This window comes from Haloterrigena salifodinae (assembly GCF_003977755.1).
GTDB classification, from domain to species: domain Archaea; phylum Halobacteriota; class Halobacteria; order Halobacteriales; family Natrialbaceae; genus Haloterrigena; species Haloterrigena salifodinae.
Window position 1 is genome coordinate 503,889 of record NZ_RQWN01000001.1, and the last position, 23,071, is coordinate 526,959.

The 23,071-nt window shown below is 66.5% G+C and carries 21 protein-coding genes; 16 read left to right on the top strand and 5 right to left on the bottom strand.

The genetic code is table 11. The features are described 5' to 3' along the window. Nucleotides 1-25: 25 nt before the first annotated feature. From EH209_RS02620 to EH209_RS02665, 10 genes are all read left to right on the top strand, one after another. The gene (locus EH209_RS02620) at nt 26-622 is read left to right on the top strand and encodes a DUF655 domain-containing protein (protein WP_126661412.1); all 597 of its coding nucleotides are present in this window, start codon (nt 26-28) and stop codon (nt 620-622) included. Between the two features lie 162 nt (nt 623-784). Continuing rightward, complete coding sequence (locus EH209_RS02625; protein ID WP_126661413.1) at nt 785-1,228, top strand: hypothetical protein; 444 nt, start codon at nt 785-787, stop codon at nt 1,226-1,228. A gap of 130 nt (nt 1,229-1,358) precedes the next feature. Then, the gene (locus tag EH209_RS02630) at nt 1,359-2,216 is read left to right on the top strand and encodes a 16S ribosomal RNA methyltransferase A (protein ID WP_126661414.1); all 858 of its coding nucleotides are present in this window, start codon (nt 1,359-1,361) and stop codon (nt 2,214-2,216) included. A gap of 96 nt (nt 2,217-2,312) precedes the next feature. Further along, a complete protein-coding gene (locus EH209_RS02635) occupies nt 2,313-3,515 on the top strand; it encodes a mechanosensitive ion channel family protein (protein ID WP_126661415.1) in 1,203 nt (400 codons plus the stop codon). Then, complete coding sequence (locus EH209_RS02640) at nt 3,516-4,097, top strand: HemK2/MTQ2 family protein methyltransferase (RefSeq protein WP_126661416.1); 582 nt, start codon at nt 3,516-3,518, stop codon at nt 4,095-4,097. A gap of 199 nt (nt 4,098-4,296) precedes the next feature. Then, entirely contained in the window at nt 4,297-5,298 is a 1,002-nt protein-coding gene (locus tag EH209_RS02645; RefSeq protein WP_126661417.1) for a 5-methyltetrahydropteroyltriglutamate--homocysteine methyltransferase, read from the top strand. Next, entirely contained in the window at nt 5,295-6,371 is a 1,077-nt protein-coding gene (locus EH209_RS02650) for a methionine synthase (RefSeq protein WP_126661418.1), read from the top strand. Before EH209_RS02645 ends, EH209_RS02650 begins: the two co-directional genes overlap by 4 nt. Nucleotides 6,372-6,609: 238 nt before the next feature. After that, a complete protein-coding gene (locus EH209_RS02655) occupies nt 6,610-7,227 on the top strand; it encodes a nitroreductase family protein (RefSeq protein ID WP_008894705.1) in 618 nt (205 codons plus the stop codon). Nucleotides 7,228-7,597: 370 nt separating this feature from the next. Further along, nucleotides 7,598-7,993, top strand: coding sequence for a hypothetical protein (locus tag EH209_RS02660; protein WP_229380122.1), 396 nt, complete (start codon nt 7,598-7,600; stop codon nt 7,991-7,993). 130 nt (nt 7,994-8,123) lie between these two features. Then, nucleotides 8,124-8,471, top strand: coding sequence for a winged helix-turn-helix domain-containing protein (locus EH209_RS02665; RefSeq protein WP_126662509.1), 348 nt, complete (start codon nt 8,124-8,126; stop codon nt 8,469-8,471). Nucleotides 8,472-8,960: 489 nt separating this feature from the next. Here the strand turns inward: EH209_RS02665 and EH209_RS02675 are convergent, their stop codons facing one another. Then, nucleotides 8,961-9,554 (bottom strand): hypothetical protein, encoded by a 594-nt coding sequence (locus EH209_RS02675; RefSeq protein WP_126661421.1) that lies wholly within the window; start codon nt 9,552-9,554, stop codon nt 8,961-8,963. A 188-nt stretch (nt 9,555-9,742) separates the two neighbouring features. Between EH209_RS02675 and EH209_RS02680 the strand changes: the two genes are divergently transcribed. The 6 genes from EH209_RS02680 (at nt 9,743) to EH209_RS02705 (ending at nt 17,194) form a co-directional block, all read left to right on the top strand. Next, entirely contained in the window at nt 9,743-12,307 is a 2,565-nt protein-coding gene (locus tag EH209_RS02680; protein ID WP_126661422.1) for a glycoside hydrolase family 3 protein, read from the top strand. A gap of 117 nt (nt 12,308-12,424) precedes the next feature. After that, entirely contained in the window at nt 12,425-13,555 is a 1,131-nt protein-coding gene (locus EH209_RS02685; RefSeq protein WP_126661423.1) for a Gfo/Idh/MocA family protein, read from the top strand. Between the two features lie 526 nt (nt 13,556-14,081). Next, nucleotides 14,082-14,576, top strand: a complete 495-nt coding sequence (locus EH209_RS02690) for an SHOCT domain-containing protein (protein ID WP_126661424.1) — start codon at nt 14,082-14,084, stop codon at nt 14,574-14,576. 87 nt (nt 14,577-14,663) lie between these two features. Further along, nucleotides 14,664-15,668 carry a zinc-binding dehydrogenase gene (locus tag EH209_RS02695; protein WP_126661425.1) on the top strand — a complete coding sequence of 335 codons (1,005 nt, stop codon included), beginning with the start codon at nt 14,664-14,666 and terminating at the stop codon, nt 15,666-15,668. A gap of 111 nt (nt 15,669-15,779) precedes the next feature. Beyond that, a complete protein-coding gene (locus EH209_RS02700) occupies nt 15,780-16,517 on the top strand; it encodes a creatininase family protein (RefSeq protein ID WP_126661426.1) in 738 nt (245 codons plus the stop codon). Beyond that, the gene (locus tag EH209_RS02705) at nt 16,514-17,194 is read left to right on the top strand and encodes a class I SAM-dependent methyltransferase (RefSeq protein WP_126661427.1); all 681 of its coding nucleotides are present in this window, start codon (nt 16,514-16,516) and stop codon (nt 17,192-17,194) included. Before EH209_RS02700 ends, EH209_RS02705 begins: the two co-directional genes overlap by 4 nt. 56 nt (nt 17,195-17,250) lie before the next feature. Here EH209_RS02705 and EH209_RS02710 read toward each other — a convergent pair whose 3' ends face one another. From EH209_RS02710 to nikB, 4 genes are read right to left on the bottom strand one after another with little or no spacing between them, the layout of a single operon-like run. Next, nucleotides 17,251-18,807, bottom strand: a complete 1,557-nt coding sequence (locus tag EH209_RS02710) for an ABC transporter substrate-binding protein (protein ID WP_126661428.1) — start codon at nt 18,805-18,807, stop codon at nt 17,251-17,253. Nucleotides 18,808-18,847: 40 nt separating this feature from the next. Next, on the bottom strand, nt 18,848-21,079 hold the full coding sequence (locus tag EH209_RS02715) for a dipeptide ABC transporter ATP-binding protein (protein WP_126661429.1): 2,232 nt from the start codon (nt 21,077-21,079) through the stop codon (nt 18,848-18,850). Nucleotides 21,080-21,081: 2 nt separating this feature from the next. Continuing rightward, the gene (nikC, locus tag EH209_RS02720; RefSeq protein ID WP_126661430.1) at nt 21,082-22,011 is read right to left on the bottom strand and encodes a nickel transporter permease; all 930 of its coding nucleotides are present in this window, start codon (nt 22,009-22,011) and stop codon (nt 21,082-21,084) included. After that, complete coding sequence (nikB, locus tag EH209_RS02725; RefSeq protein ID WP_126661431.1) at nt 22,008-22,961, bottom strand: nickel ABC transporter permease; 954 nt, start codon at nt 22,959-22,961, stop codon at nt 22,008-22,010. Before nikB ends, nikC begins: the two co-directional genes overlap by 4 nt. Nucleotides 22,962-23,071: the final 110 nt, after the last annotated feature.

The window sequence follows — 23,071 nt, forward strand, 5'->3', positions numbered from 1 at the left end:
ACGCCGTCGCCGTATGGTTATCACAATGACCGAATCCGATAGCGGCGAGGCGGACGTCCGTCGCGCAGTCGTATTGGACTATCTCGCGCACGGGCTCTCGGACGACAGCCGTCCGCAGTACGAGAAATCGCCGGCCGGCTACGCCCTCGAGACCGATAACTTCGAGCTCTATCAGGTCGCGTTCGACGAGGACGAGCGACTCACGATCGGCAGCGACGTCGTCATCGAGCCCGCCAGCGAACGCGACGTCGTCACCGAAGCCCGGCGGGTCGAGTACGAGGACCTCTCCTCGGGCGCCCAGTCGGAACTCGAGTACGTCGTCGCGGACCTCGTCGAGGACGAGGAGGAACGGTTCGTCGACTTCTACAATGACGCCCAGCCGATCACGCTGCGGCTCCACCAGCTGAACCTGCTGCCGGGGATCGGGAAGAAGCTCCGCAACGGCATCCTCGACGAACGCAAGCGAAAGCCCTTCGAGAGCTTCGAGGAGCTCTCCGAACGCGTCTCCGGGCTCCACGATCCCGACGAAATTCTCGTCGAGCGTATTTTGGAAGAACTGCGCGACGACGACCTGAAGTACCAGACGTTCGTCGGCCGGCGCGAACAGGAACAGAATCAGTGAGAGCTACCCCGTCGCGACCGGCGAGGGGTTCCTGACGGCAACCGGTACCCGTCACAGCCGACAGTCACTTCTCTCCGACGTTAGCGCTCGAGCGACCGGATCGATCGAACGGGACAGTCTCGATAAGAGAGTCTATATTACTAACGTGTTGGCGTCGATTCAATGGCAGTATCCCGACGAACGTGTCTTGCACTCGGCGGAGGCGGCGGTCTCGCGGCGCTTTCGGGCTGTCTCGACTTCGGTTCGGAGACGCCCCAGCTGTCGCTGACGCTGCTGAACTTCGACTCGGAGCGACACGAGATCGACGTCGAAGTGTTTCTCGCGGACGCCGAGGAGTACACCGACGCGGTCGTCTTGCGAGAGCGGTACGAACTCTCGCCGCCGCCCGAGGGCGCCGTCGCGGCGGAACGGACCGACGACGACGCGCTCGAGAGCGATACGTACGTCGTCGACGTCGCCGTTTCGACGGCGCCGGCGGTGAGCGATACGTACCACTTCTATCCGGCGCTGGTCGACGACGACGACCGTACCGATAGGCTCTTCATCGAACTCCGTACCGATCCGGACAGCGGCGACCGCTATATCGACTTTCAGCAAAACCACTGACTCGCCCTCGTCGTCGAACGGTGCCCCTCGAGACGCCCGCGATAGAGTCGGTTCGGATCGGAGCCGCTCGAGGGTCGTACCGAAACCGCGAGACGGTGCGTTTACACCCGTCCCCGCGCAACCACAGTCAATGAGAGACCCAGACGGACTGATCGCGCGGGCGGGCGTCCGCGGCGATCCGGATCGGGACCAGCACTTTCTGGTCGACGATCGTGTACTGGACCGGCTGCCGACCTACCTCGAGGAGATCGACGCCGACACCGACCACGTCCTCGAGATCGGCGGCGGAACGGGCGCGCTGACGGACCGCCTGCTGGCGATGGGCGACGAGGACGACGACGTTACCGTCGTCGAGCGCGACCGGGAACTCGCTGCGTTCCTCCGCAAGGAATTCGCCGACGAGATCGCGGCCGGCGACCTGACGGTGATCGAGGGCGACGCCCTCGAGGTCGACCTGCCCGAGTTCACGGCCTCGCTTTCCAATCTCCCCTACGGCGTCTCGAGCGAGATTACCTTCCGCTTACTCCCCGAAGGGCGTCCCCTTGTTCTCATGTTCCAGCGGGAGTTCGCCGAGCGGATGGTCGCCGAGCCCGGTACGTCCGAGTACGGCCGGCTCTCGGTGTCGACCCAGCACTACGCGGCGCCCGAAATCGTCGAAACGATCCCCAAGGAGGCGTTCTCGCCGCCGCCGGCCGTCGAGAGCGCGGTCGTCAGACTCGAGCCTCGCGACCCCGACTACGAGGTCGATGACGAGGCGTTCTTCCTGCGGTTCGTGAAGGCGCTGTTCACTCAGCGGCGGAAGACGATCCGGAACGCGATCCGCAACACGGCGCACATCACCGGCCTCGAGGCCCCCGACGCGGTCGTCGAGGCGGCCGACGAGGAACTCCTCCGGAAACGGGCCGACGCGATGGCGCCCGCCGAGTTCGCGGCGCTGGCCGAACTCGCGGCCGAGGTGGGCGAGCCGAACGAGGCCCGCGCGCAGTGAGCGCCGCGGTGGAGCGAAGCGGCCCGGTTCCGATCGCGCTCGACCGACGGATACTCAAGCCTGCGCGAACCAGTCGCTTGAGAGACGCGTGATCCCATGTCCGTGCCACTGACCGTTTTCAATCGGTTGTCGGACGCGTTCGGGACCGAGTTCCAGATCGCAGCGACGATCGCGGTGGTCGCCGCGCTGCTGGCCGTGCTGCTGTCCTATCGACGGCTCCAGGACTGGCTCTGCAAGCGGAGCAAGCCGCTGTACGCCGACATCGCGTCGACGGCCGTCCTCATCGCGACCTGCGTGATCACCCTCAGCGTTGTTCTCGAGGTATGGAACCTCACCGGCGACGCCTATACGCTCTACTCGGAAGGGCTGGGGCTCGACGAGACGGTCTTCGTCCGGGCAGCGGTCACGCTCATTCTCGTAATCGGGACGCTGATCGTCACGCGATTCGTCAAGCGAGTTATCACGGAGGTGTTGAGTTCGGCGTCGGCGGTCACGGACCACCAGCGCGAGGTCACCCACCGGATCTCGCAGGTGATTATCTGGTCGGTGTCGCTGGTCGTCATCCTCGGCGTCTGGGTCGACGACCTCGGCGGCCTGCTGGTCGGGGCCGGGTTCCTCGGTATCGTCGTCGGTATGGCCGCCCGCCAGACGCTCGGCACCGTCCTCGCGGGCTTCGTCCTGATGTTCGACCGGCCCTTCGAGATCGGCGACTGGGTCGAGGTCGAGGACTACGAGGGGATCGTCACCGACATCTCGATCGTCAACACCCGCATCCAGTCGTTCGACGGCGAGTACATCATGATCCCCAACGACGTCATCTCCTCGAGCGCGGTCACGAACCGCTCGCGGCGCGGTCGGCTGCGCATCGAGATCGACGTCGGGATCGACTACGCGAGCGACGTCGAGCGGGCCGCCGAGATCGCCAGGACGACGGTCGAGAACCTCGACCGATCGCTGACGGCGCCGTCGCCACAGGTCGTCAGCAAGTCCTTCGGCGATTCGGCGGTCGTCCTCGGCGTGCGGTTCTGGATCGATAACCCGTCCGCCAGACGCCGCTGGCAGGCCCGCACGGCCGCGATCAACGAGATCAAGACGGCCTTCGAGGACGAGGAGATCAAGATCCCGTACCCGCAGCGCGAACTGTCCGGCCGGGCCGAAACGAGCGGGTTCCGGATCAACGACGGCGAAACTCGAGCGAGCGATCCCGGACAGGCGGGCGACGGTAACGAAACGGACGCACGCGACGGCGACAGCACGGAGCGGGAACCGAAACGGATGCCGCCTACGGAGGACGATTAAATGGGACTCGAGGATCAACGCGACGTGGAAACGGACGTCTATCAGCCGGCCGAGGACTCGCACCTCCTCGCGGACGCGGCCTGCGAGAACCTCGCCGACGCCGACGAGGGCTCGGTCGTCCTCGAGGTCGGCACCGGCTCGGGCTACGTCGCGGGCCGAATCGACGACGAGACGCCCGCGCGCGTGATCGCCGCGGATCTGAACCCCCACGCGGTTCGGCAGGCCCGCGAGGCGGGCCTCGAGGCAGTTCGGGCCGATCTGGTCGCCCCCTTCGCCGACGGCGCCCTCGACGCGGTCGTCTTCAACCCGCCGTACCTGCCAACCGATCCCGACAACGAGTGGGACGATTGGATGGAGCGCGCCCTCTCGGGTGGCGAGGACGGCCGCGCGGTCATCGATCCCTTCCTCGCGGACATCGGCCGCGTGCTCGCGCCCGACGGCAGCGTCTACCTGCTGGTCAGCAGCCTCACGGGGGTCGACGAGGTGGTCGAAGCGGCCGGCGAGCACGGCTTCAGCGCCGCCGCCGTCGCCGACGAGTCGTTCCCCTTCGAGACCCTGACGGTCCTCGAGTTATTTCGGTAATCGGGACTACTGTGACCGTTCTCGGCAGTCGCTAACGGCTCGAGACTCGGTGGTCGAACGGACCAAGACGGGTTTGTGGGTTATTCACGGCTAACGCGATCCGAACGGACGGGTGGACGGGCCAACCCGGAAGAATTACTCCAGTGTATTAGCAAGGATGGAAAATATTAAGCGTCGGTATAGCCTAGCCGATTCCACGATGACTGAGTACGTTTCGACCACGCCGGGGCTCTATCCGCTCCCGGACTGGGCGAAAGACGACCTCTCGGACCTGAAAGGCCACCAGAAACACGACCTCATCAGCGGTGACGAGGGCGAGGAGATCACCGCGGCCTACGAGGAGGCCCGCGAGGAAGTGATCGGCGTCCAGGAGGAGGCCGGCCTCGACCGCATCGTCGAGGGGCAACTGCGCTGGGACGACATGCTCGCCCACCCGCTCGCCGTCCACGACGCCGTCGAGACCCGCGGCATCGTCCGCTACTACGACAACAACAACTTCTACCGGGAGCCGGTCGTCCAGGACGATCTCGGCTTCTCCGGCGACGTCTCGGAGGAACTCGAGGCGACCGCGGAACTGACCGACGGCGACCTGCAGGCCGTCCTCCCCGGTCCGTACTCGCTCGCCGATCTCGCCACCGACGAACAGTACGGCGACGAGGCTGAGTTCCTCGGCGCCATCGCTGACTTCCTCGAGGGCGAGGTCGACGCCTTCCCCGGGATCGAGACGCTGTTCCTGCTCGAGCCCTCGCTGGTCGAGTCGGCCCCCGAGGACGGTCAGGACGAACGCGCGAGCGAAGCGATCGATCAGGTCGCGAGCGCGACCGACGCCGACGTCGTCGTCCAGCCCTACTGGGGCGCACTCGAGGAGAAGGTGTACGCGCACCTGCTCGACGCGGACATCGACGCGGTCGGCTTCGACTTCGTCGCGAACCAGGACGACAACCTCTACAATATCCAGGAGTACGGCGCGACCGACGACGTCGCGCTCGGCCTCGCCGACGGCCAGAACACGCTCGTCGAGGACCCCGAAGCGATCCGCGACCGGACCGAATGGGTCGAGGGCCAACTCGGCGTCACCGAGTTCGAGACGGTCTACCTGACGACGAACACGGAGACGTTCTACCTGCCCTACAGCAAGTACCAGGAGAAGCTCGCCGTCCTTGCCGAAGCCGCGGATCTCGCGGAGGTGACCGCCGCATGAGCGCGAACGATAACAAGGATCAGTTCCGACCCGAGAACCACGAGAACGACCACTTCCTGCTGACGACCGTCGTCGGCTCCTACCCCAAGCCCAAGTGGCTCAACCGTGCGAAGGAGCTCTACCAGGACGACGACCACGGGTTCGACGAGGACGACTACCAGGAGGCCAAGGACGACGCCGCCCGCCTCATCACGAGCGAACACGAGCGCGCGGGACTAGACGTCGTCGTCGACGGCGAGATGCGGCGCAACGAGATGGTCGAGTTCTTCGCCCACCGCATCGACGGCTACGAGTTCAACGGCCCCGTCAAGGTCTGGGGCCACAACTACTTCGACAAGCCCAGCGTTGTCAGCGAGGTCGAGTACGACGAGAGCTGGCTCGTCGACGAGTACGAGTTCACCGCCAGCGCCACCGATCGCCCGGTCAAGGTCCCGATCACGGGTCCGTACACGCTCGCGAGCTGGGCGTTCAACGAGGCCTACGAGGACGACGCGGAACTCGCCTATGCCCTCGCGGACCTCGTCAACGAGGAGATTGAGAAGCTCGTCGACGCCGGCGCCCGCTACATCCAGATCGACGAGCCCGCGCTCGCGACCACGCCGGACGACCACGCGATCGTCGGCGAGGCCTTAGAGCACATCGTCGCCGACATCGACGACGACGTTCGCATCGGGCTGCACGTCTGTTACGGTGACTACTCCCGCATCTACCCCGAGATCCTCGAGTTCCCCGTCGACGAGTTCGACCTCGAGCTCGCCAACGGCGACTACGAACAGCTCGACGTCTTCAAGGACCCCGAGTTCACTGCCGACCTCGCGCTCGGCGTCACCGACGTGCACGTCGCCGAGGTCGAATCGGTCGAGCAGATCGAGGAGAACATCAAGAAGGGCCTCGAGGTCGTCCCGCCGGAGCAGCTCGTCGTCTCGCCGGACTGCGGCGTGAAGCTGCTCCCCCGCGAGGTCGCCTACGGCAAGATGGAGAACATGGTGCAGGCCGCCCGCAACGTCGAGGCGGACTTAGACGAGGGCAACATCGACATCGAGCGCGGCACGCCGACGCCCGCCGACGACTGACGCGGATTCCGCGGTGAGTCGTCGACGATTCGTTCTCCGCCGGCGGTTTCGCTCGCGACTTTCTTCGCTCCGTTCCGGTTTCGAGAGCCGCATGTGACCATACTTCGTGGGTGGAGTTCACACACAAATTTCTCTTCAGGAGATTGTTGAACCAACGTACACTAGCACGACACGAGTGTTACCTGGTGACCCTCGTGTCCGATAATATATACATGGGGGCGGTTCGAATAAACCGTCGATGCAAGATACGCTCGAGAGCCGACGCGAACTGCGTGACGAAGTTGCCGAACACCGCGATCCCGATCACGATATCGACCCGCTGTTCGTCAACCGCTGGTCGCCGCGCGCGATGACCGGCGACCCGCTCGACGAGGAGGAGTACCTGCCCCTGTTCGAAGCTGCCCGCTGGGCGCCCTCCGCCTTCAACAATCAGCACTGGCGGTTCCTCGTCGCCGACCGCGAGGACGAGGAGTGGGACGCCTTCCTCGATCTGCTCTCCGAGAACAATCGCGCGTGGGCGAGCGACGCCGCCGTGCTCGCGGTCATCGTCTCGAAGACGACGTTCGATCACAACGGCGAACCGGCGCCGGTCCACTCCTTCGACACCGGCGCGGCCTGGGAGAATCTCGCGCTCGAGGGCGCGCGCCGAGGGTTGGCCGTCCACGGAATGGCCGGCTTCGACTACGAGCGCGCGGCCGAAGAACTGGACGTCCCCGAGGAGTACGCGGTCGAGGCGATGGTCGCGATCGGCGAGCGCGCCCCGCCCGAGACGCTCCCCGAAGAACTGCAGGACCGCGAACAGCCCAGCGACCGGAAGCCGCTCGAGGAGATCGTCCACCGCGGCGGATTCGAGTAGTCGATCCGATCGTTCACTCGAGCCCCGTTCCCGCGGAGCCGGCTCCGAACGCGACATCCGGCGTCGATAATCTCATCTGAGTCGCGAGCACCAGCGCAGCGCTCGGGCCGTTCATCCTCCGCTACGCGGAACGAACCGAGACAATCGATTGGGACGAATAGAGCGGACCATCCCTGTGGTGTCCGTGCTCGACGATCCTCGGAAGGTCTCTAGCAGTAGTTGGTAATACGGCTTTTATTCAGAGTAGCCTTCGAAACTCACGGTAAGTACAGGCGATGCGCTTCCCGGCCTACACTTATGGTTCGAGGAGAATTCGCTGACTCAGCAAATTCACAGAAGTGTCTTTTTATACACCTGTATAGGTGGGAGTATGTCCAACGACGCGTCGATTGGTACCCGCCTCAAAGAAGATCTAACAGAGAGCTTCACGGTCAGTGTCGTCTCTGTCCTCATGGCCCTTCTCGCCCTCCTTGCCTTGTATAGTATTGAGCTTTCAGTATCAGAAACCGGCGGACTCTTACTCGCTCTCGCGGTGTTCATCCCGTACGCTTACGAGCAGTACTGGCCAATCACGTACTCCGGTGGCGCTGCCGTCGTCTGGACTGTCTCAGCGGCTCTCATCACAATGGGGATTTTCATCGGAACCTACCAGCTCGCCCATTCCTCTGTTTCGGTTCAATACGACGGTGGAATTGCGTTTCTCGTGACCGTAGCCGTTCAATATGGAATCGCCGCGATATTCATGCGCGTCTACCAAAATTCGTGAACACAATACGGCTGATGATGAATGATCTGTGCCTGGAGTTTTCGATATGAGTCTATCCGCGACACCGGAGATTCCCGATTTGAACGTTCATCGCGAACGACGACGACGATTCGAACAGGAGAGGGTACTCGTGACCGATGAATCAGACAGCGATGAGATACTTGCTCTCCTCGACGACAGCTACGCTCAGGAGATCCTTCGACGGACGAGGAATACTCCGATGTCCGCGAAAGACCTTAGCGAGGCCTGCGACATCTCGATTTCCACGGTATATCGCCGTGTAGAGCGTCTCATTGACTGTGGACTCCTTGCAGAACGACGAATTCCGCAGTCCGATGGGAATCACTACAGTATGTATGAAACTCGATTGGACGAACTCACCGTCACACTCACCGATGACGGGTTTGAGGTAACGGTCTCCGAGAGAGCAACTGGAAACCTCGCAGATCGCTTCACTGAGATGTGGGAGGGCCTCTGATGACCGCGATACAGAGTACTGGTGTACAGTCCCAGTCCCAGTTTCTTTTACTGCTCTCGGCGACGCTTATCGCGGCCGGACTGGCGCTGTTTATTGTCTTTCACGCCTATTGGGGATACCGGCGGAACAACAGTGTCCGAATGTTGTATCTTGCAAGTGGACTTTGCCTCGTCACCGTCGTCCCGATGGTTCTGTCAATCAGCGCGAACTCACTCGGTCAGGAGATTGGGTTCCGACCGCAAGTCTATACGTTCTACCTCCCGCTGATTAGTAGAATCAGCGAGATCATCGGTCTCTGTGTCCTGCTCTATTCCTTACTCATAGTCCCCGGCCAATCCCGGAATCAGTAGATTCGCGTTCGTACTTAACGAATCGCCCCGTTTCAGTTCCGGAGTGCAGACTAAATAAAGAAATCGTGCTACCAACTACTGCTAGAGCGATCGATGAGCGGACTCGGACTCGCAGTCGAATCGGTCGATCCCATCGGTATCAGAGTGGATCGAGACTACCCCGACTGTCCGGTACTACGACGATCGAACCGTCCCAGCGAACGACGATCCCGTAGCCGAGCAGGGACAGTTTGAAAACCACGTCGTCGCCACCGCCGCCGTCGCTCCGGACCGATTCGTCGACGGCGAACGTCACTGACTCGAGGCTCGATACACTCGCCGAAAGTGCCACGATCGTCTCCAACGGCACGTCCCGGATCTCCCCCTCCACGGTGAACGAGAGCACGTCGGGATGCGAGTCGACCGACCCGGGACTGTCGTTCGCGGACGATCGAAGCGCGTCGATTCCGTCCGCGAGGTCTTCCCGGTCCGACGTCGCAACGCCGACGTCGACGGTCTCGAGTCGAAGCGTCGCCGGCCCGGACAGATCGAGCGCGACGGAGTCCGCGTCGCCGACCGACACGGTCACGCGGACCGGCTTCAATGTCGTTCCCTCGAACTCGCCGAGCAGCGCCTCTGACACTCTCAGATGGCCCTCCACCGCGAATTCGATCCCGTCGGGCGGTCGTGTTTCCACGGCGACGTCCGACAGTCGAATGCGCTTCGCGTCGTCGAATCGGACTGTGTTGTTCATCGATCCCTGGGTGAGCGTGCGGTCCGAGCGGGGGAAACGGTACCGCCGAGAATCGGCGTGTACGGCGTACTCCTCCGTACACAAGCGCTACCCGATCGTTACCCGCAGTCGCGTGCGACATAGCCACCTGCTACCTCGCGTGTAGCTAGGAAATATTTATACAATATAGAGTAATATGAATAGGTCGTATGACAGCTGATAACAATGGTGACGAAGTCGACGAATCGCGCCGAACGTTCATGAAGGCGACCGGTGCAGCGACGGCCGCAGCCGGACTCGGGGCCACCGGTGCGGCGGCCGGCGACGGGACGCGATCGAAGCGCATCGAGAACCTGCTCGAGGCGATGACCATAGAGCAGAAGGTCGGCCAGATGACCCAGGTCGCGATCGACGACCTCGGCGAGGGGTTCGACCCCGACACCGCGTTCAACGATCACGACGACGCGGACACGCTCGGCGACCTGTTCGCCGAACTCCACGTCGGATCGATCCTCAACGGCGGCGCCACAGGACCGACCGACGACGGTGGGGAGTTCGTCGAGGGGCTCAACGGCCTCCAGGAGTACAACCTCGAGGTCAACGAGCCCTCGATCCCGTTCGTCTGGGGCTGTGACGCCCTCCACGGAAATTGCCTGCTCGAGGGCTGTACGAGCTTTCCGCAGCGACTCAACATGGGTGCAACGCGCGACGTCGACCTCGTCGAGGCGGCGGCGACCCATACGGGCGATTCCGTCGCGGCGATCGGCGGCCACTGGACCTTCGGGCCGACGCTGGACGTCCTGCGGGACATGCGCTGGGGTCGCTACTTCGAGGGCCACAGCGAGGACGCGATGCTGCTCGGCGAGATGGGGAAAGCGCGGGCGCGAGGCTTCCAGCAGAGCGGGCGGGTCGCCGCGACGGTCAAGCACTTCGCCGGCTACGGCTCCCCGAACACCGGTTCCGACCGGACCCACGCTCGGACCTCGATGCGGGACCTGCGGACCAGACAGTTCGAGTCCTACCGGCGCGGTCTCGAGGAGGCCAAGACGGTGATGGTCAACAGCGGCGCGGTCAACGGAAAGCCGGCCCACGCTTCGCCGTGGCTGCTGACGACGGTCCTGCGCGACCGGTTCGGTTTCGACGGTGTGGTACTGACCGACTGGGACGACTTCGAGCGGATGCTCTCGAACCACGAGTACCTGCCGGACACCGACGCGGGCTGGCGCGAGTCGGTCCGACAGGGCATCGAGGCCGGCATCGACATGCACATGTGCGGCGGCGAGACGGCGCCGACCGAGTTCATCGACACCGTGATCGACCTCGTCGAGAGCGGTGAGCTCTCCGAGCGGCGCATCGACGAGTCGGTCCGTCGCATCCTCGCGCTCAAGGCCGATCTCGGACTGTTCGAGGACCCCCTCGCGCCGGAGGACGAGATCGGCGACATCGTCGGCGGCGCCGCCGACGTCTCTGAGCAACTCGCCAAGGAGTCACTGGTCCTGCTACAAAACGAGGACGACGCGCTGCCCCTCGAGGGCGTCGACGACCTCCTGCTGACCGGCCCCGGCGTCCACGACGGGATGGAAAATCGGTTCCTGATGCAACACGGCGGCTGGACACTCGGCTGGCAGGGGATCGAGGACGGCGAGCTGACCCCGGACGGCCCGCGGCCGCGCCAGAACACGATCGAGGGCGAACTGGAAGCCCGGCTCGGCGACGGACTCACGCACGTGCCGACGGAGTACGAGCCGGCCGCCTACGAGAGCCTCTACGAGAACTTCGACAACGGCTTCTTCAACATCACCGACGAGCAGGCGGCGGCGATCCGCGAGGCCGCACCGGGCTCCGACGCCGTCGTCGTCGTCCTCGGCGAGGGGACGCACAACGAGAGCTTCGGCGACCGGGACAAGATGCGGTTCCTCGAGGCCCAGCGGGAACTCGTCGAACTCGTCGATGCCGAGACGGGCGACGACGTTCCGCTCGTCGGCGTGATCCTCGCCGGAAGCCCGCGCGGCACGGCGGAGACGTTCCGACACCTAGACGCCGTGGTCTTCGCCGGCCAGCCGGGCAGCGATACCGGCGTCGCGGTCGTCGACACGCTCTTCGGCGACTACAACCCCTCTGGGAAGCTCCCGTTCACCTGGGAGTCCCACGTCGGGCACGTCCCACAGATCTACGACGAGTATCCGCCGCGTCACCCCGACGGGGCGGGCGATCAGATGGTCCAGTTCGAGTTCGGCCACGGCCTCTCCTACACCGACTGGAAGTACGCGGACCTGTCGCTGTCGACCGACTCGGTGAAAAACCCCGCGTCGACACCGGCCGTGACGGCCCACGTGACCGTCGAGAACGCGGGCGAAACGGCCGGCGAGCACGTCATCGAGGTCTATAACACCGAGTCCTATGGCTCCGTGCTCCAGCCCCACCGTCGCCTGATGGGCTTCGAACGGGTCGCCCTCGAGCCGGGCGAGTGCGAGACCGTCGCCGTCGGCCTCGACCTCTCGACGCTCGAGGTCGTCCCCGGCGACGTCCCCGGATGGGGGCCACGGGTCGTCGAGGCCGGCGAGTACGAACTCTGGATCGGCACCGACTGGGGCGTAAACGCGGACGACGAGGACGACGGCGAGACGGCGACGCTGACCGTCGGGAAGACGGCCTCCATCACCGACCCCGAGCCGACGCCGGGCCGCTACGACATCGACGGAGATGGCGACGAGGACTTCGAGGACGTGATGGCGCTCCACCGGCGGCTCAAACACCGAAGACGGCGACGGTGACGCGACGGGGCCCAGCGCGACGGTGACCGTCGCGGCTGCGGCCGTCGCGAGCGGGTGGACGCGACTCCGGCACCCGCTTCGACAACAACTAACTGTCGGCTCGGTGAACGGGCGTCCATGACCCTCGAGATCGGCGTTCTCGGCTATCGATTCATGGGTAAAGCACACGCGAACGCGATGGCGCGGCTGCCAATGTTCTTCCCGGAGGCGCCCGACGTCGAGCGCAGCGTGCTCGTCGGCCGAGACGAGGACGCGCTCGAGGACGCGGCCGACCGACTCGGGTTCGACGAGATATCGACCGACTGGACGGGCGTGATCGACGAGGTCGACGCCTTCTACAACCTCGGTCCGAACCACGTCCACGCCGAGCCCTCGATCGCGGCGCTCGAGGCCGGCACGCCGGTCTTCTGCGAGAAACCCCTCGCCCCGACGCTCGAGGACGCCCGGTCGATGGCCGACGCGGCCCGCGAGGCCGGCGACGACGTGCCCGCCGGCTGCGCGTTCAACTACCGGTTCGTTCCCGCGATCCAGTACGCGAAGCGGTTGCTCGAGGAGGGCGAACTCGGCGAGATCCGCCACGTCCGTGGGCGTTACCTCCAGGACTGGCTGGTCGACCCCGAAGCGCCGTGGTCGTGGCGCAACGACGAGGAGCTGGCCGGCTCGGGCGCGCTGGGCGACCTCGGTGCGCACACGGTCGACCTGCTTCGGTTCTTGGTCGGCGACGACGACCTCGCGGGCGATATCGACCGGCTCAGCGGTCACCTGCGGACGTTCGTGGACGAACGTCCCGTGGAGGGCGAGGACGGTGAGACGCGATCCGTCACCGTCGACGACGCCTACTCCGCGCAACTCGAGTTCGAAAACGGCGCGATGGGCACCCTCGAGGCCTCCCGCGTCGCGACCGGGCACAAGAACGACCACGTGATCGAAATCCACGGCTCCGAGGGGAGCTTGAAGTTCTCCCTCGAGCGCCTGAACGAACTCGAACTGCTGCGCCGGGACGAGAACCGCGGCTACGAGACGATCCTGGTGACCGACGAGGACGACCCCTACGTCGACCACTGGTGGCCGCCGGGCCACGTACTGGGCTGGGAGCACACATTCGTCCACGAGAACTACGAGTTCTTAAGCGCCGTCGAGAGCGGCGGCGAGTTCGAGCCGAGTTTCGACACCGGCCTCGAGGCCCAGCGCGTCCTCGCCGCGATCGAGGAGAGCGACGAGCGCGGCGAATGGATCGGGCTCGAGTAGGACGAGATCGCCGCGAGGACGGGGTTCAGTCGACGATTCGTCTCGCAGTCGGAGTGACTCGAGTGTCCTCGACTCGTGAACCGACACGCCGTACGGTGGCGCGCGCTGTCGATCCGACCGAACGAGAGTGAGGGCGGTCGATGACAGCGCGCGAGGGATGAGCGAACGAACGAAATGAGTGAGCGAATCGGCTGGGGAGGGAGTGGCTCTCCTCGTTGCCAGCAACAGGGGTAGTACACTGACGAAACTAGCGTTCTGCTCGTGCTGGCAACAGGGAATTACCACCACCCCAGCCGATTCGTTCCCTTCGTCTGCTCACAGGCCGATAGCCCGTTCGCATGGTATGCGGGACCGAAGGTCCCGCACTAGTCACTCATCCCTCGCGTGAGTTCATCCTCCGATTCACGGTCGTTCATCGCAGGACAGCGCGCGCCACCGCAGGATCGCCTTCCACTCCGTTCTCCGATCGACCGACGTCCAGCGCCGCGGGATTTTTTGTAGCTCCGTTGAGAACAACGAGGGAGAGATGGACGAGAGGATCAGAGACGCCATCGCCTACGATGGATGGCTGTTCGTAGCGATCCTGACGCTCGCGCTCACGAGCCTCGCCGGACTCGCCGGCCTCGAGGCGCTCGCCGGCGTGATCACGATCGTTGGCTGGTTCGTGCTGACGCCGATCCTGCTGTTCTGGGGCGACGAAGTCGCGCTGTTGCTCGAGGACGACGGGCCGACGGACGCAACGCGTACCGGCGAACCCGCCGCCGATTCGGATCCGCTCGAGGAACTGAAACGCCGCTACGCGGCGGGAGAGATCGACGACGCGGAGTTCGAGCGCCGACTCGAGCGACTCGTGGCCGTCGACGAGCTCCCGGACGACGCAATCGGCGCCGAGGCGCCGACCGAGACGACGGCCGACGAACCGATGGCGGACGCTGCAGCCGTCAGCGAGGCAGCAGACGAAGCAACTGAACCCGACCCGCTCGAGCGAGATCGAGACCGCGAGCGGGCCCGAGACCGCTAGCCGGGAGCGCACGAGCGCGAGCGGCACCCGCTTTCGATTGCCGCAAGCGTCGCGTATTCCCGGCGGACGACCCAAGGGGCGAGCGCTATGTCTTCGGAGATGACCGCCTACGTGATCGAGGAGTTCGGCGAGCCGGACGCCTTCGAGCGAACGACCGTCGACGTCCCCGAGCCCGGACCGGACGAGATCCGCGTCGAGGTCGTCGCGAGCAGCGTCAACCCGGTCGACTACAAGATCCGGCAGGGGGCGATCCCGGACTTCGCACCGGAGCTCCCGGCGCGGCTCCACTGCGACGTCGCGGGTGTCGTCGACGCGGTCGGCGAGGATGTCGACGCCTTCGAGGCCGGCGACGAGGTCTACGGCATGCCCGGCGGCGCCGGCCGGCAGGGCGCGCTCGCCGACTACGTCGTCGGCAACGTGGGGACGTTCGCCCGCGCGCCCGAGTCGCTGCCGCTTTCCGACGCCGCGGCCCTCCCGGTCGTCGCGCTCACGGCGTGGGAGCTACTCACCGACAAATCAAGCGTCGCTGACGGCGACGACGTGATCGTCTACGGCGCCAGCGGCGGCGTCGGTCACGTCGGCGTCCAGATCGCCGACCACCTCGGCGCCGAAGTCACCGCGACCGGCTCGAGCGAGGAAAAGCGCGAACTCGCCGAACGGCTCGGCGCCGACGCGACCGTCGACTACACCGAGACGGACGTCGAGGAGTACGTCGCGGAACACGCCGACGGGATGGGCTTCGACGTCGTCTTCGACCCGATCGGCGACGACCACCTCGAGACGGCCTTCGAGGCGGTCCGACCCTACGGTTCCGTCGTGACGACCGAGTCGAGCGCGGCCCAGGACGTCGACCTCGCGCCCATGCACGAGAACTCCCTCGAGTTGGGCGTCGTGCTGGTCATCCTCCCGGTGCTGCTCGGCGACCGACAGGAGCGCATCGGTGAGGAACTCGCAGAGATCGCCGAGCTCGTCGACGACGGCGCCGTCGAACCCCACATCGACGACCGCTATTCGTTCGACGACGTCGCCGAGGCCCACCGGCGCGCTGAGTCCGGCGACTTCGTCGGGAAGCTCCTGCTGGTCAACGAGTAACGAGCGACGCCTGATCTCTCCGGTCCCCACTTCCGATATCGCTCGAGCCCTCCCGCCGGTTCCGTCCGAAGATCGATATTTCTTATGCGCGACCGCGAGTAGCGACCGAGCATGCGACTCGAGACGAGTTCCTGGACCGACGTGGACGAGGCGTCACCGACGACCGCGCTGCTCCCCGTCGGCAGCACGGAACAACACGGCCCGCACGCCCCCGTCGGAACCGATACGTTCGTCGCTCGAGCGATCGCCAACGCGGCCGACCGAGCGAGCGACGCCGAGTCGATCGTCGGCCCGACGATTTCGGTCGGAATCGCCCCCTACCACGGTAACTTTCCGGGGACGTGCTCCGTCTCCGCGGAGACGTTCCGGCGCTACGTCCGCGACGTCGTCGAGTCGATCGCCGACTCGAGCGTCGAGACGGTCGTCTTCGTCAACGGCCACGGCGGCAACGGCGAGACGCTATCCCACCTCGCCCGCGAGATGACCGCGGCAGACGAGATCGACTGCGAGGCGTACCTGTGGGAGTGGATGCGTGCCGTCGACGAGCACGTCGGTCACGCGGGCGAACTCGAGACGGCCGTGTTGCTCCACCTGCGTCCCGACGACGTCGGCGACCCGGTCGCCGGCGACGCGGCGACGTGGGCGGATACGGTCGACGGCGGGGTCGTCCACCAGTTCACCGACGCGTTCAGCGGGAACGGCGCGGTCGGCGACGCGACGGACGCCTCTCCCGAACAGGGAGAACGGGTGTTCGAGACGGCCGTCAATGCGCTCGTCTCGTTCCTCGAGCGGGTTCGGCCCGCTGACGGAGACGAGGGAAGAGAGACGAGAGAGAGCGCCCAGTCGTGACGCGCTCGTCGAACGGCGACGAGGACGTCAAAGAGGTCGTCCGGCGGTACTGGAACGGCCGCGCCGACTCGTACGACGACGACGGAATCTCCGGCGTCCGCGCCGACGAACAGCGCGAGGCGTGGCTGGCGGTGCTCCGACAATGGACAGGCGACCCGCCCCGCCGCGCGCTCGACCTCGGCTGCGGAACGGGGACGATCTCGCTGCTGCTGGCCGAGTTGGGCCACAACGTCTCGGGCGTCGATCTCACGCCCGAGATGCTCGAGCGCGCCCGAGCGAAGGCCCGGGAAGCGGGGTTGTCGATCGACTTCGGTCTCGGCGACGCCGAGGCGCTCCCGGTTCCCGACGACGCCTACGACGTGGTGACGGCGCGCCACCTCATCTGGACGTTGCCGAACCCTTCGAGGGCGATTCGGGAGTGGCGACGGGTCGTCAGACCCGGGGGTCGGATCGTCCTCCTCGAGGGTCACTGGGACTTCCCGGAGCCGTGGGACGAGTATCGAGAGATCCACGACGACCTGCCGCTGTACCGCGGTCGGCCGCCCGGCGAACTGGTCGATTTTCTCGCGGATCACGGACTCGAGCGGATCGAGCACGAACCGCTGATGGACGCGACGCTCTGGGGCGAAGACCCGGAGCAAGAACTGTACGTCGTGGGCATCGACGTTCCCGAGTAACCGTCGCGGCGGGGCCCATGACATGCGTCGGAGCCCGAGCTAGTCTTCGACCACCGTTAGTCTTCGTCCACCGTAATCGACTCGAGTCCGTACCGCGATTCCGTCGGGTGCGGCTCGTATCCGTCGACGTCGGCCACGGTGGCGACGACGTTCGTGAAGTTCGTCAGGACCGCGATCGGCGCGTCCTCGAGGACGATCGACTGGACCTCGTGGTAGCGCTCCCGTCGCGCGTCCCGATCGGTGAGTTCCCGGGCCTCCTCGAGCAGATCGTCGATCCGGTCGTTCTCGTAGCCGTGGTGGAGCGTCGCGTCCGTCGAGTGAAACAGCTGGGTGAGTCGATCCGGATCCGGGTACCGGAAGATTCCCCACGACGTGAGGTAGCCGTCGAACGAGCCCTGGCTGACGCGGTCGACCATCGAACTGTACTCCACCGTCGTCACGTCGACGTCGATCCCGACCGCGGCCAGGTGGTCCTGCATCGCCTCCGCGATCAGCGGGAGGCTCCTGGCGTCGTAGGTGAGGAACTCGACGGCCAGTTTCTCGCTGTCGCGGGTGCGGACGTCGCTCGAGCCGGTCGTCCAGCCGGCGTCCGACAGCAGAGAGCGAGCGCGCTCGGGATCGACCGCGTGCGCGTCGGTGTCGACGTCCGGGTTCGCCCAGTCGGTGATCGTCGACGAAAACGGGCCGACCGCGGGCTCGTCGAGTCCTTCGAGAATCGATTCGGCGATCGCCTTCCGGTCGATCGCGCGGTGGACGGCCCGTCGAACGCGCCGGTCGTCGAACGGCGTCGACGTCGTGTCGAACGTGAGGAACCTGATCCGCGGCACCTCGTAGGTGTGGACGTCGATACCGTCGTCGGAGTCGAGCGGGTCGACGGTCTCCTGGGGGAGGATACGGGCCATCTCGAGTTCGCCGCTCTCGAGTTTCATCCGGCGCGTCTGGTCGTCCTCGACGACCTCGTAGCGGACGGACTCGAGCGACGGCTCCCGACCGTGGTACTCGTCGTGTCGGGCGGCTCGAATCTCGGCGCCGGAGCGAAACGACTCGAGGGCGAACGGGCCGGTACCGACGGGATCCGCGATCGACCCGTCGTCGCCGATCGCGTCCGGGCTGAGAACGACCGCCTCGTCGCGAGAGAGGTGCGCCGGCAGCGGGGCGAACGGCGTTTCGGTCTCGACGACGACGGCGGTCTCGTCTTCGGCCTCGATCGAGTCGATGGGAACGTCGGCAAACGCCGTCGCGTCGGCGGTTCGGCGAAGCGATTCGACGGCCGCCGACGCGTCGAGCGAGGTCCCGTCGTGGAACGTTACGCCCTCTCGGAGGGCGAACCGCCACCGGCGCTCGTCGACCCGTTCCCAGTCGGTCGCGAGGCCCGGCGCCGGCGTCGCGTCGTAGTCGACGCTGACGAGCGCCTCGGTGATCCCCAACCGGCGGAGCAGAGTGCCCCCATCGAGGGGGTCTCGAGTCGGTTTCCACGGGGCCCCGATCCGAAAATCGGCCGCGTCGGGGTCGCTCGAGAGGCAGCCGGCGACGGTCAGGGACAGGGTCGCGGCTCCGAGGGTCGTCTTCAGCGCGGTTCGTCTGGTCGTGGCGTATCGCGAGTCGCGTGTCATGTGGGTGGTGGGGTTCGTGGACGGAAGTCGATCGGTCGGGCTATTCGTCGTCGGATCCGGGATCGGGTGCATCGACGTCGGACGGCGGATCTGCGCCCGCTTCGATCCACTCCGGCGCGTACAGACACCGGGAACACGGCCCGGATGCTCCGTCGCCGACGGACTCGAGGGGCGGCTCGCGGCGACGACACTCTTCGGTAGCGACGGGACAGCGGGGATGGAACGCACAGCCGGCGGGCGGATCGGTCGGGCTCGGCGGGTCGCCCGCGAGCGCGTCTCGATCCTCGACCGCCGTCGGCATCGGGTCGCCTCGGTCGCCCGGAAGCGACGCCAGTAACGTCGCCGTGTACGGGTGCGTCGGGTTCGAGAGCGTCCGCTCGGTCCGGCCGACCTCGACGAGTCGGCCGAGATACATCACCGCGACGCGGTCCGCGACGTGGCGAACGACGTCCAGATCGTGGGAGACGAACAGGCACGCGAGCCCGAGTTCGTCCCGGAGATCAGCCAGCAGGTTGAGGATCGTCGCCTGCGTCGAGACGTCGAGCGCCGCCGTCGGTTCGTCGAGGACGAGCACGGACGGCTCCAGCGCGAGCGCGCGAGCGATCGCGACCCGCTGGCGCTGGCCGCCCGAGAGCTGGCGCGGGAACCGGTCGGCGTACTCGAGCGGGAGATCGACGAGCGAGAGGAGTTCGTCGACGCGGTCCTCTCGCCGAGTTGCGGCCCATCCGGCTTCGATCAGCGGCTCGGCGATCGACTCCCCGACTGTCCGCTTCGGATCGAGACTCGTTCCGGGGTGCTGGAAGACGACACCGATCTCGGCGCGCTGGTCGTCGGTCCGCGCGTCGACGCCGCCGACGGCGGTCCCGTGGAGCCTGACCGCGCCGTCGGTCGGCTCCTCGAGGCCCGCGATCAGTCGCGCGAGCGTCGACTTGCCGCAGCCGCTCTCGCCGACGAGGCCGACGGTCTCTCCCGGCTGCAACGCGAGCGAGACGCCGTCGACGGCCGGCACGCGCTCGTCGGTTCCGAAGAGTCGATCGAGCAGCGCGTCCGATCCCCGGAACGACTTCTCGACGGCCTCGAGTTCGACGATCGGCGTCCCGGTCGTCGGATCGTCATCCCGTCGAACGCGCTCGCCCGTCCGCGCGTCCGCGCCGCCGTCGACGGCCAGCGCCGTATCGGCGGTCGTCGCCGTCCCCGTCGCCTCTGTCGTCGGTTCCGCCGCGTTCGCACCCCTCTCCTCGAGCGTCGCCTCGCGAGCGTCCGGAACGCCGCAGGCGACCGTGTGGTTCTCACCCACCGAAACGGTCGGCTGCGCGGTCGAATAGCAGTCCTCCCGCGCGAACGAGCAGCGATCGGCGAAGGCGCAGCCGTTCTGCGGGCGAGAGCCGTCCGACGGCGAGCCGTCGATCGCCGGCAACCGCGCCCCGGGCCTCGAGCGACGGGGGAGACAGCCCAGCAGCGCCTTCGTGTAGGGGTGGGCCGGGTTCGACCGCAGGTCGTCGACCGGACCTCGTTCGACGACGGTCCCGTCGTACATGACGACGAGTCGATCGCACAGCTCCGCGACGACGTCCAGATCGTGGCTGATGAGCAACACGCTCATCTCCCGTTCCTCGTTGAGCGCCGCGAGCTGCTCGAGGATCGCCGCCTGCGTCGTCGTGTCCAGCGCCGTCGTGGGCTCGTCGGCGATCAGCACGGAGGGGCGACGAGCGAGCGCGATCGCGAGCATCACTCGCTGGCGCATCCCGCCGCTGAACTGGTGCGGATAGTCGTCGATTCGCTCCACCGGTCGGGGGATGCCGACCGTTTCCATCAGGTCGAGGACGTCCGGTCGCAGCGCCCGCGAGCGAAGCCGCGAACTCGCGCCGAGTATCACCTCCCTGAAAAACGGCTGCCGGTCCGGATCGCTGCGTACGCGCAGCGCCTCGGCGATCTGTTCGCCGACGGTGTAGACCGGGTTGAGCGACGTCGAGGGGTCCTGAAAGACCGTCGCGAGCTCCCGGCCGCGGAGCCGCCGCAGCGTCCGTTCGTCGGCGGTCGTCAGCTCCCGGCCGTCGAACCGGATGCTCCCGTCGACGATCTCGCCTGGCTCCTCGAGCCGAACGATCGATCTCGCGGTGACGGACTTGCCGCAGCCGCTCTCGCCGACGAGGCCGACGATCTCGCCGGGTTCGATCCGGAACGATGCGCCGTCGACCGCACGGACAGGCTCCGATCCCGCCCGGGAACGGAACCGAACGTGTAAGTCGTCGATCTCGAGTAGTGCGTTCATGGTCAGGTCCGCCTCCGATCCGCGTCGTCTACGTGATCAGGATCCAGTACGTCCCGCAGCCCGTCGCCCAGAACGTTGAAGCCGATAACGGTCACCGCGATCGCGACACCGGGCGCGGTGATGAGCCACGGCGCCGACCGGAGGTAGTTGCGGCCGTCGGCGATCATGGTCCCCCACTCCGCCGTCGGGGGCTGTGCGCCCAGTCCGAGGAAGGACAGGCCCGCTGCCGCGAGCACGACGGTCCCGAGGTTGAGCGTCGCGAGGACGAGCACCGGGCTCGCGACATTCGGGAGCAGGTGCCGCGTGACGATCCGTCGCCGGGGCGTTCCGCAGAGCCGCGCCGATTCGACGAACGGCCGGTCCTTGACCGCGAGGACGCTGCTGCGCACGACGCGTGCATACGAGGCCCAGCCGACGGTCGAGAGCGCGATCACGACGTTGCGCACGCTCGGGCCGAGCGTCCCGGCGATCACGAGCGCCAGCACGAGCCCCGGGAAGGCGAGCTGGACGTCGACCAGCCGCATCAACGCGGCGTCGACGAGTCGGCTCCCGGTCGCCGCGAGCAGGCCGACCGCCGTCCCGACGACGAGGCGAACGAGCGTCGCGCCGACCGCCAGCGCGAGCGAGATCCGGGCGCCGTAGACCAGCCGCGTCGCGACGTCGCGCCCGAGCGCGTCGGTTCCCAGCGGGTGGGCGAGCGACGGCCCCGCGAGGCGCCGCTCGAGCGCCTGGGCCGTCGGATCGTAGGGAGACAGCATCGGACCCACGACCGCGACGATCGCGAGGAGACACACGATTGCGCCGCCGAGCCGAATGTTGCCGTTCGATCGATATCGGCGGCCGAACCGGCGCCGAACGAGGCGTCGCCCCCGCTCGAGGAGCGCTCGCAGCCGGCGCGTCGGTCGGCGACGCCGCGTTTCGCGGTCGCTCATCGGCGATCGCTCCCTCCCCCGCCGCGTTCGATCCGTGGGTCGAGCGCGACGTACGCGAGATCGACCAGTTGGTTCGTCACGACGAAGGCGAACGCCGTCACGAGGACGACTCCCTGCACGATCGGGTAGTCGCGCGCGAAGATGGCGTCGACGAGCAGCGTTCCCAGTCCCGGTCGTTGAAAGACGACTTCGACGACCACGGCGCCGTTGAGGACGAAGCCGAACTGGAGGCCGACGATCGTCACGACGGGAACGAGCGCGTTTCGCAGCGCGTGTTTGTAGACGACGAGCCGTTCGCGAACGCCCTTCGAACGGGCGGCCGTCACGTACTCGGCCTCGAGGACCTCGAGCATTGACGTGCGAACGAGGCGGGTGATGACCGCGGCCATCCCGGTACCGAGCGTGATCGCAGGGAGCACGAGGTGGGAAAGCGTGCCGGCGCCAGAGACGGGCGTCACTCCGAGCCGGAGCGAGCAGACGAGGATCAGCAGATAGCCCAGCCAGAAGTTCGGCATCGAGACGCCGACCAGCGCGGCGATCTGACCGGTCCGGTCGATCCACGTCTCGTGGTGGACGGCGCTGACGACGCCCAGCGGGACGGCCACTACCAGCGCGACGGCCGTCGCCGCCAGCGCGAGTTCGAGCGTGTTCGGCAGGTGCTCGACCAACAGCGACGTGACGGGTTCCGACTGGTAGTACGACGTCCCGAGGTCGCCCCGAACCGCGTCGCCGAGCCACGAGCAATAGCGGACGACGAACGGCTCGTCGAACCCGTGTTCGGCACGGAAGGCCGCGACCTCGCGCTCCGACGGCGGGCTCTGTCGCTGCTCTCGGAGGATCGTGTACGCCGGATCGCCGGGCGTGAGGGAAACGAAGCCGAACGTGACGAACGAGACGGTCGCCATGACCGCCGCGAGCGATCCGAGTCGGGCGAGTAGGGCTCGTAGCATCTCAGTCTCCGGCGCTCGAGGACGAGGGTTTCGAACGACTAGTCGGTCGCCGGGACGCGAGAGCCGCGGAGGTGCCGCCGTTCGGCGGTCGGCCCGAACCGCGAATCGGC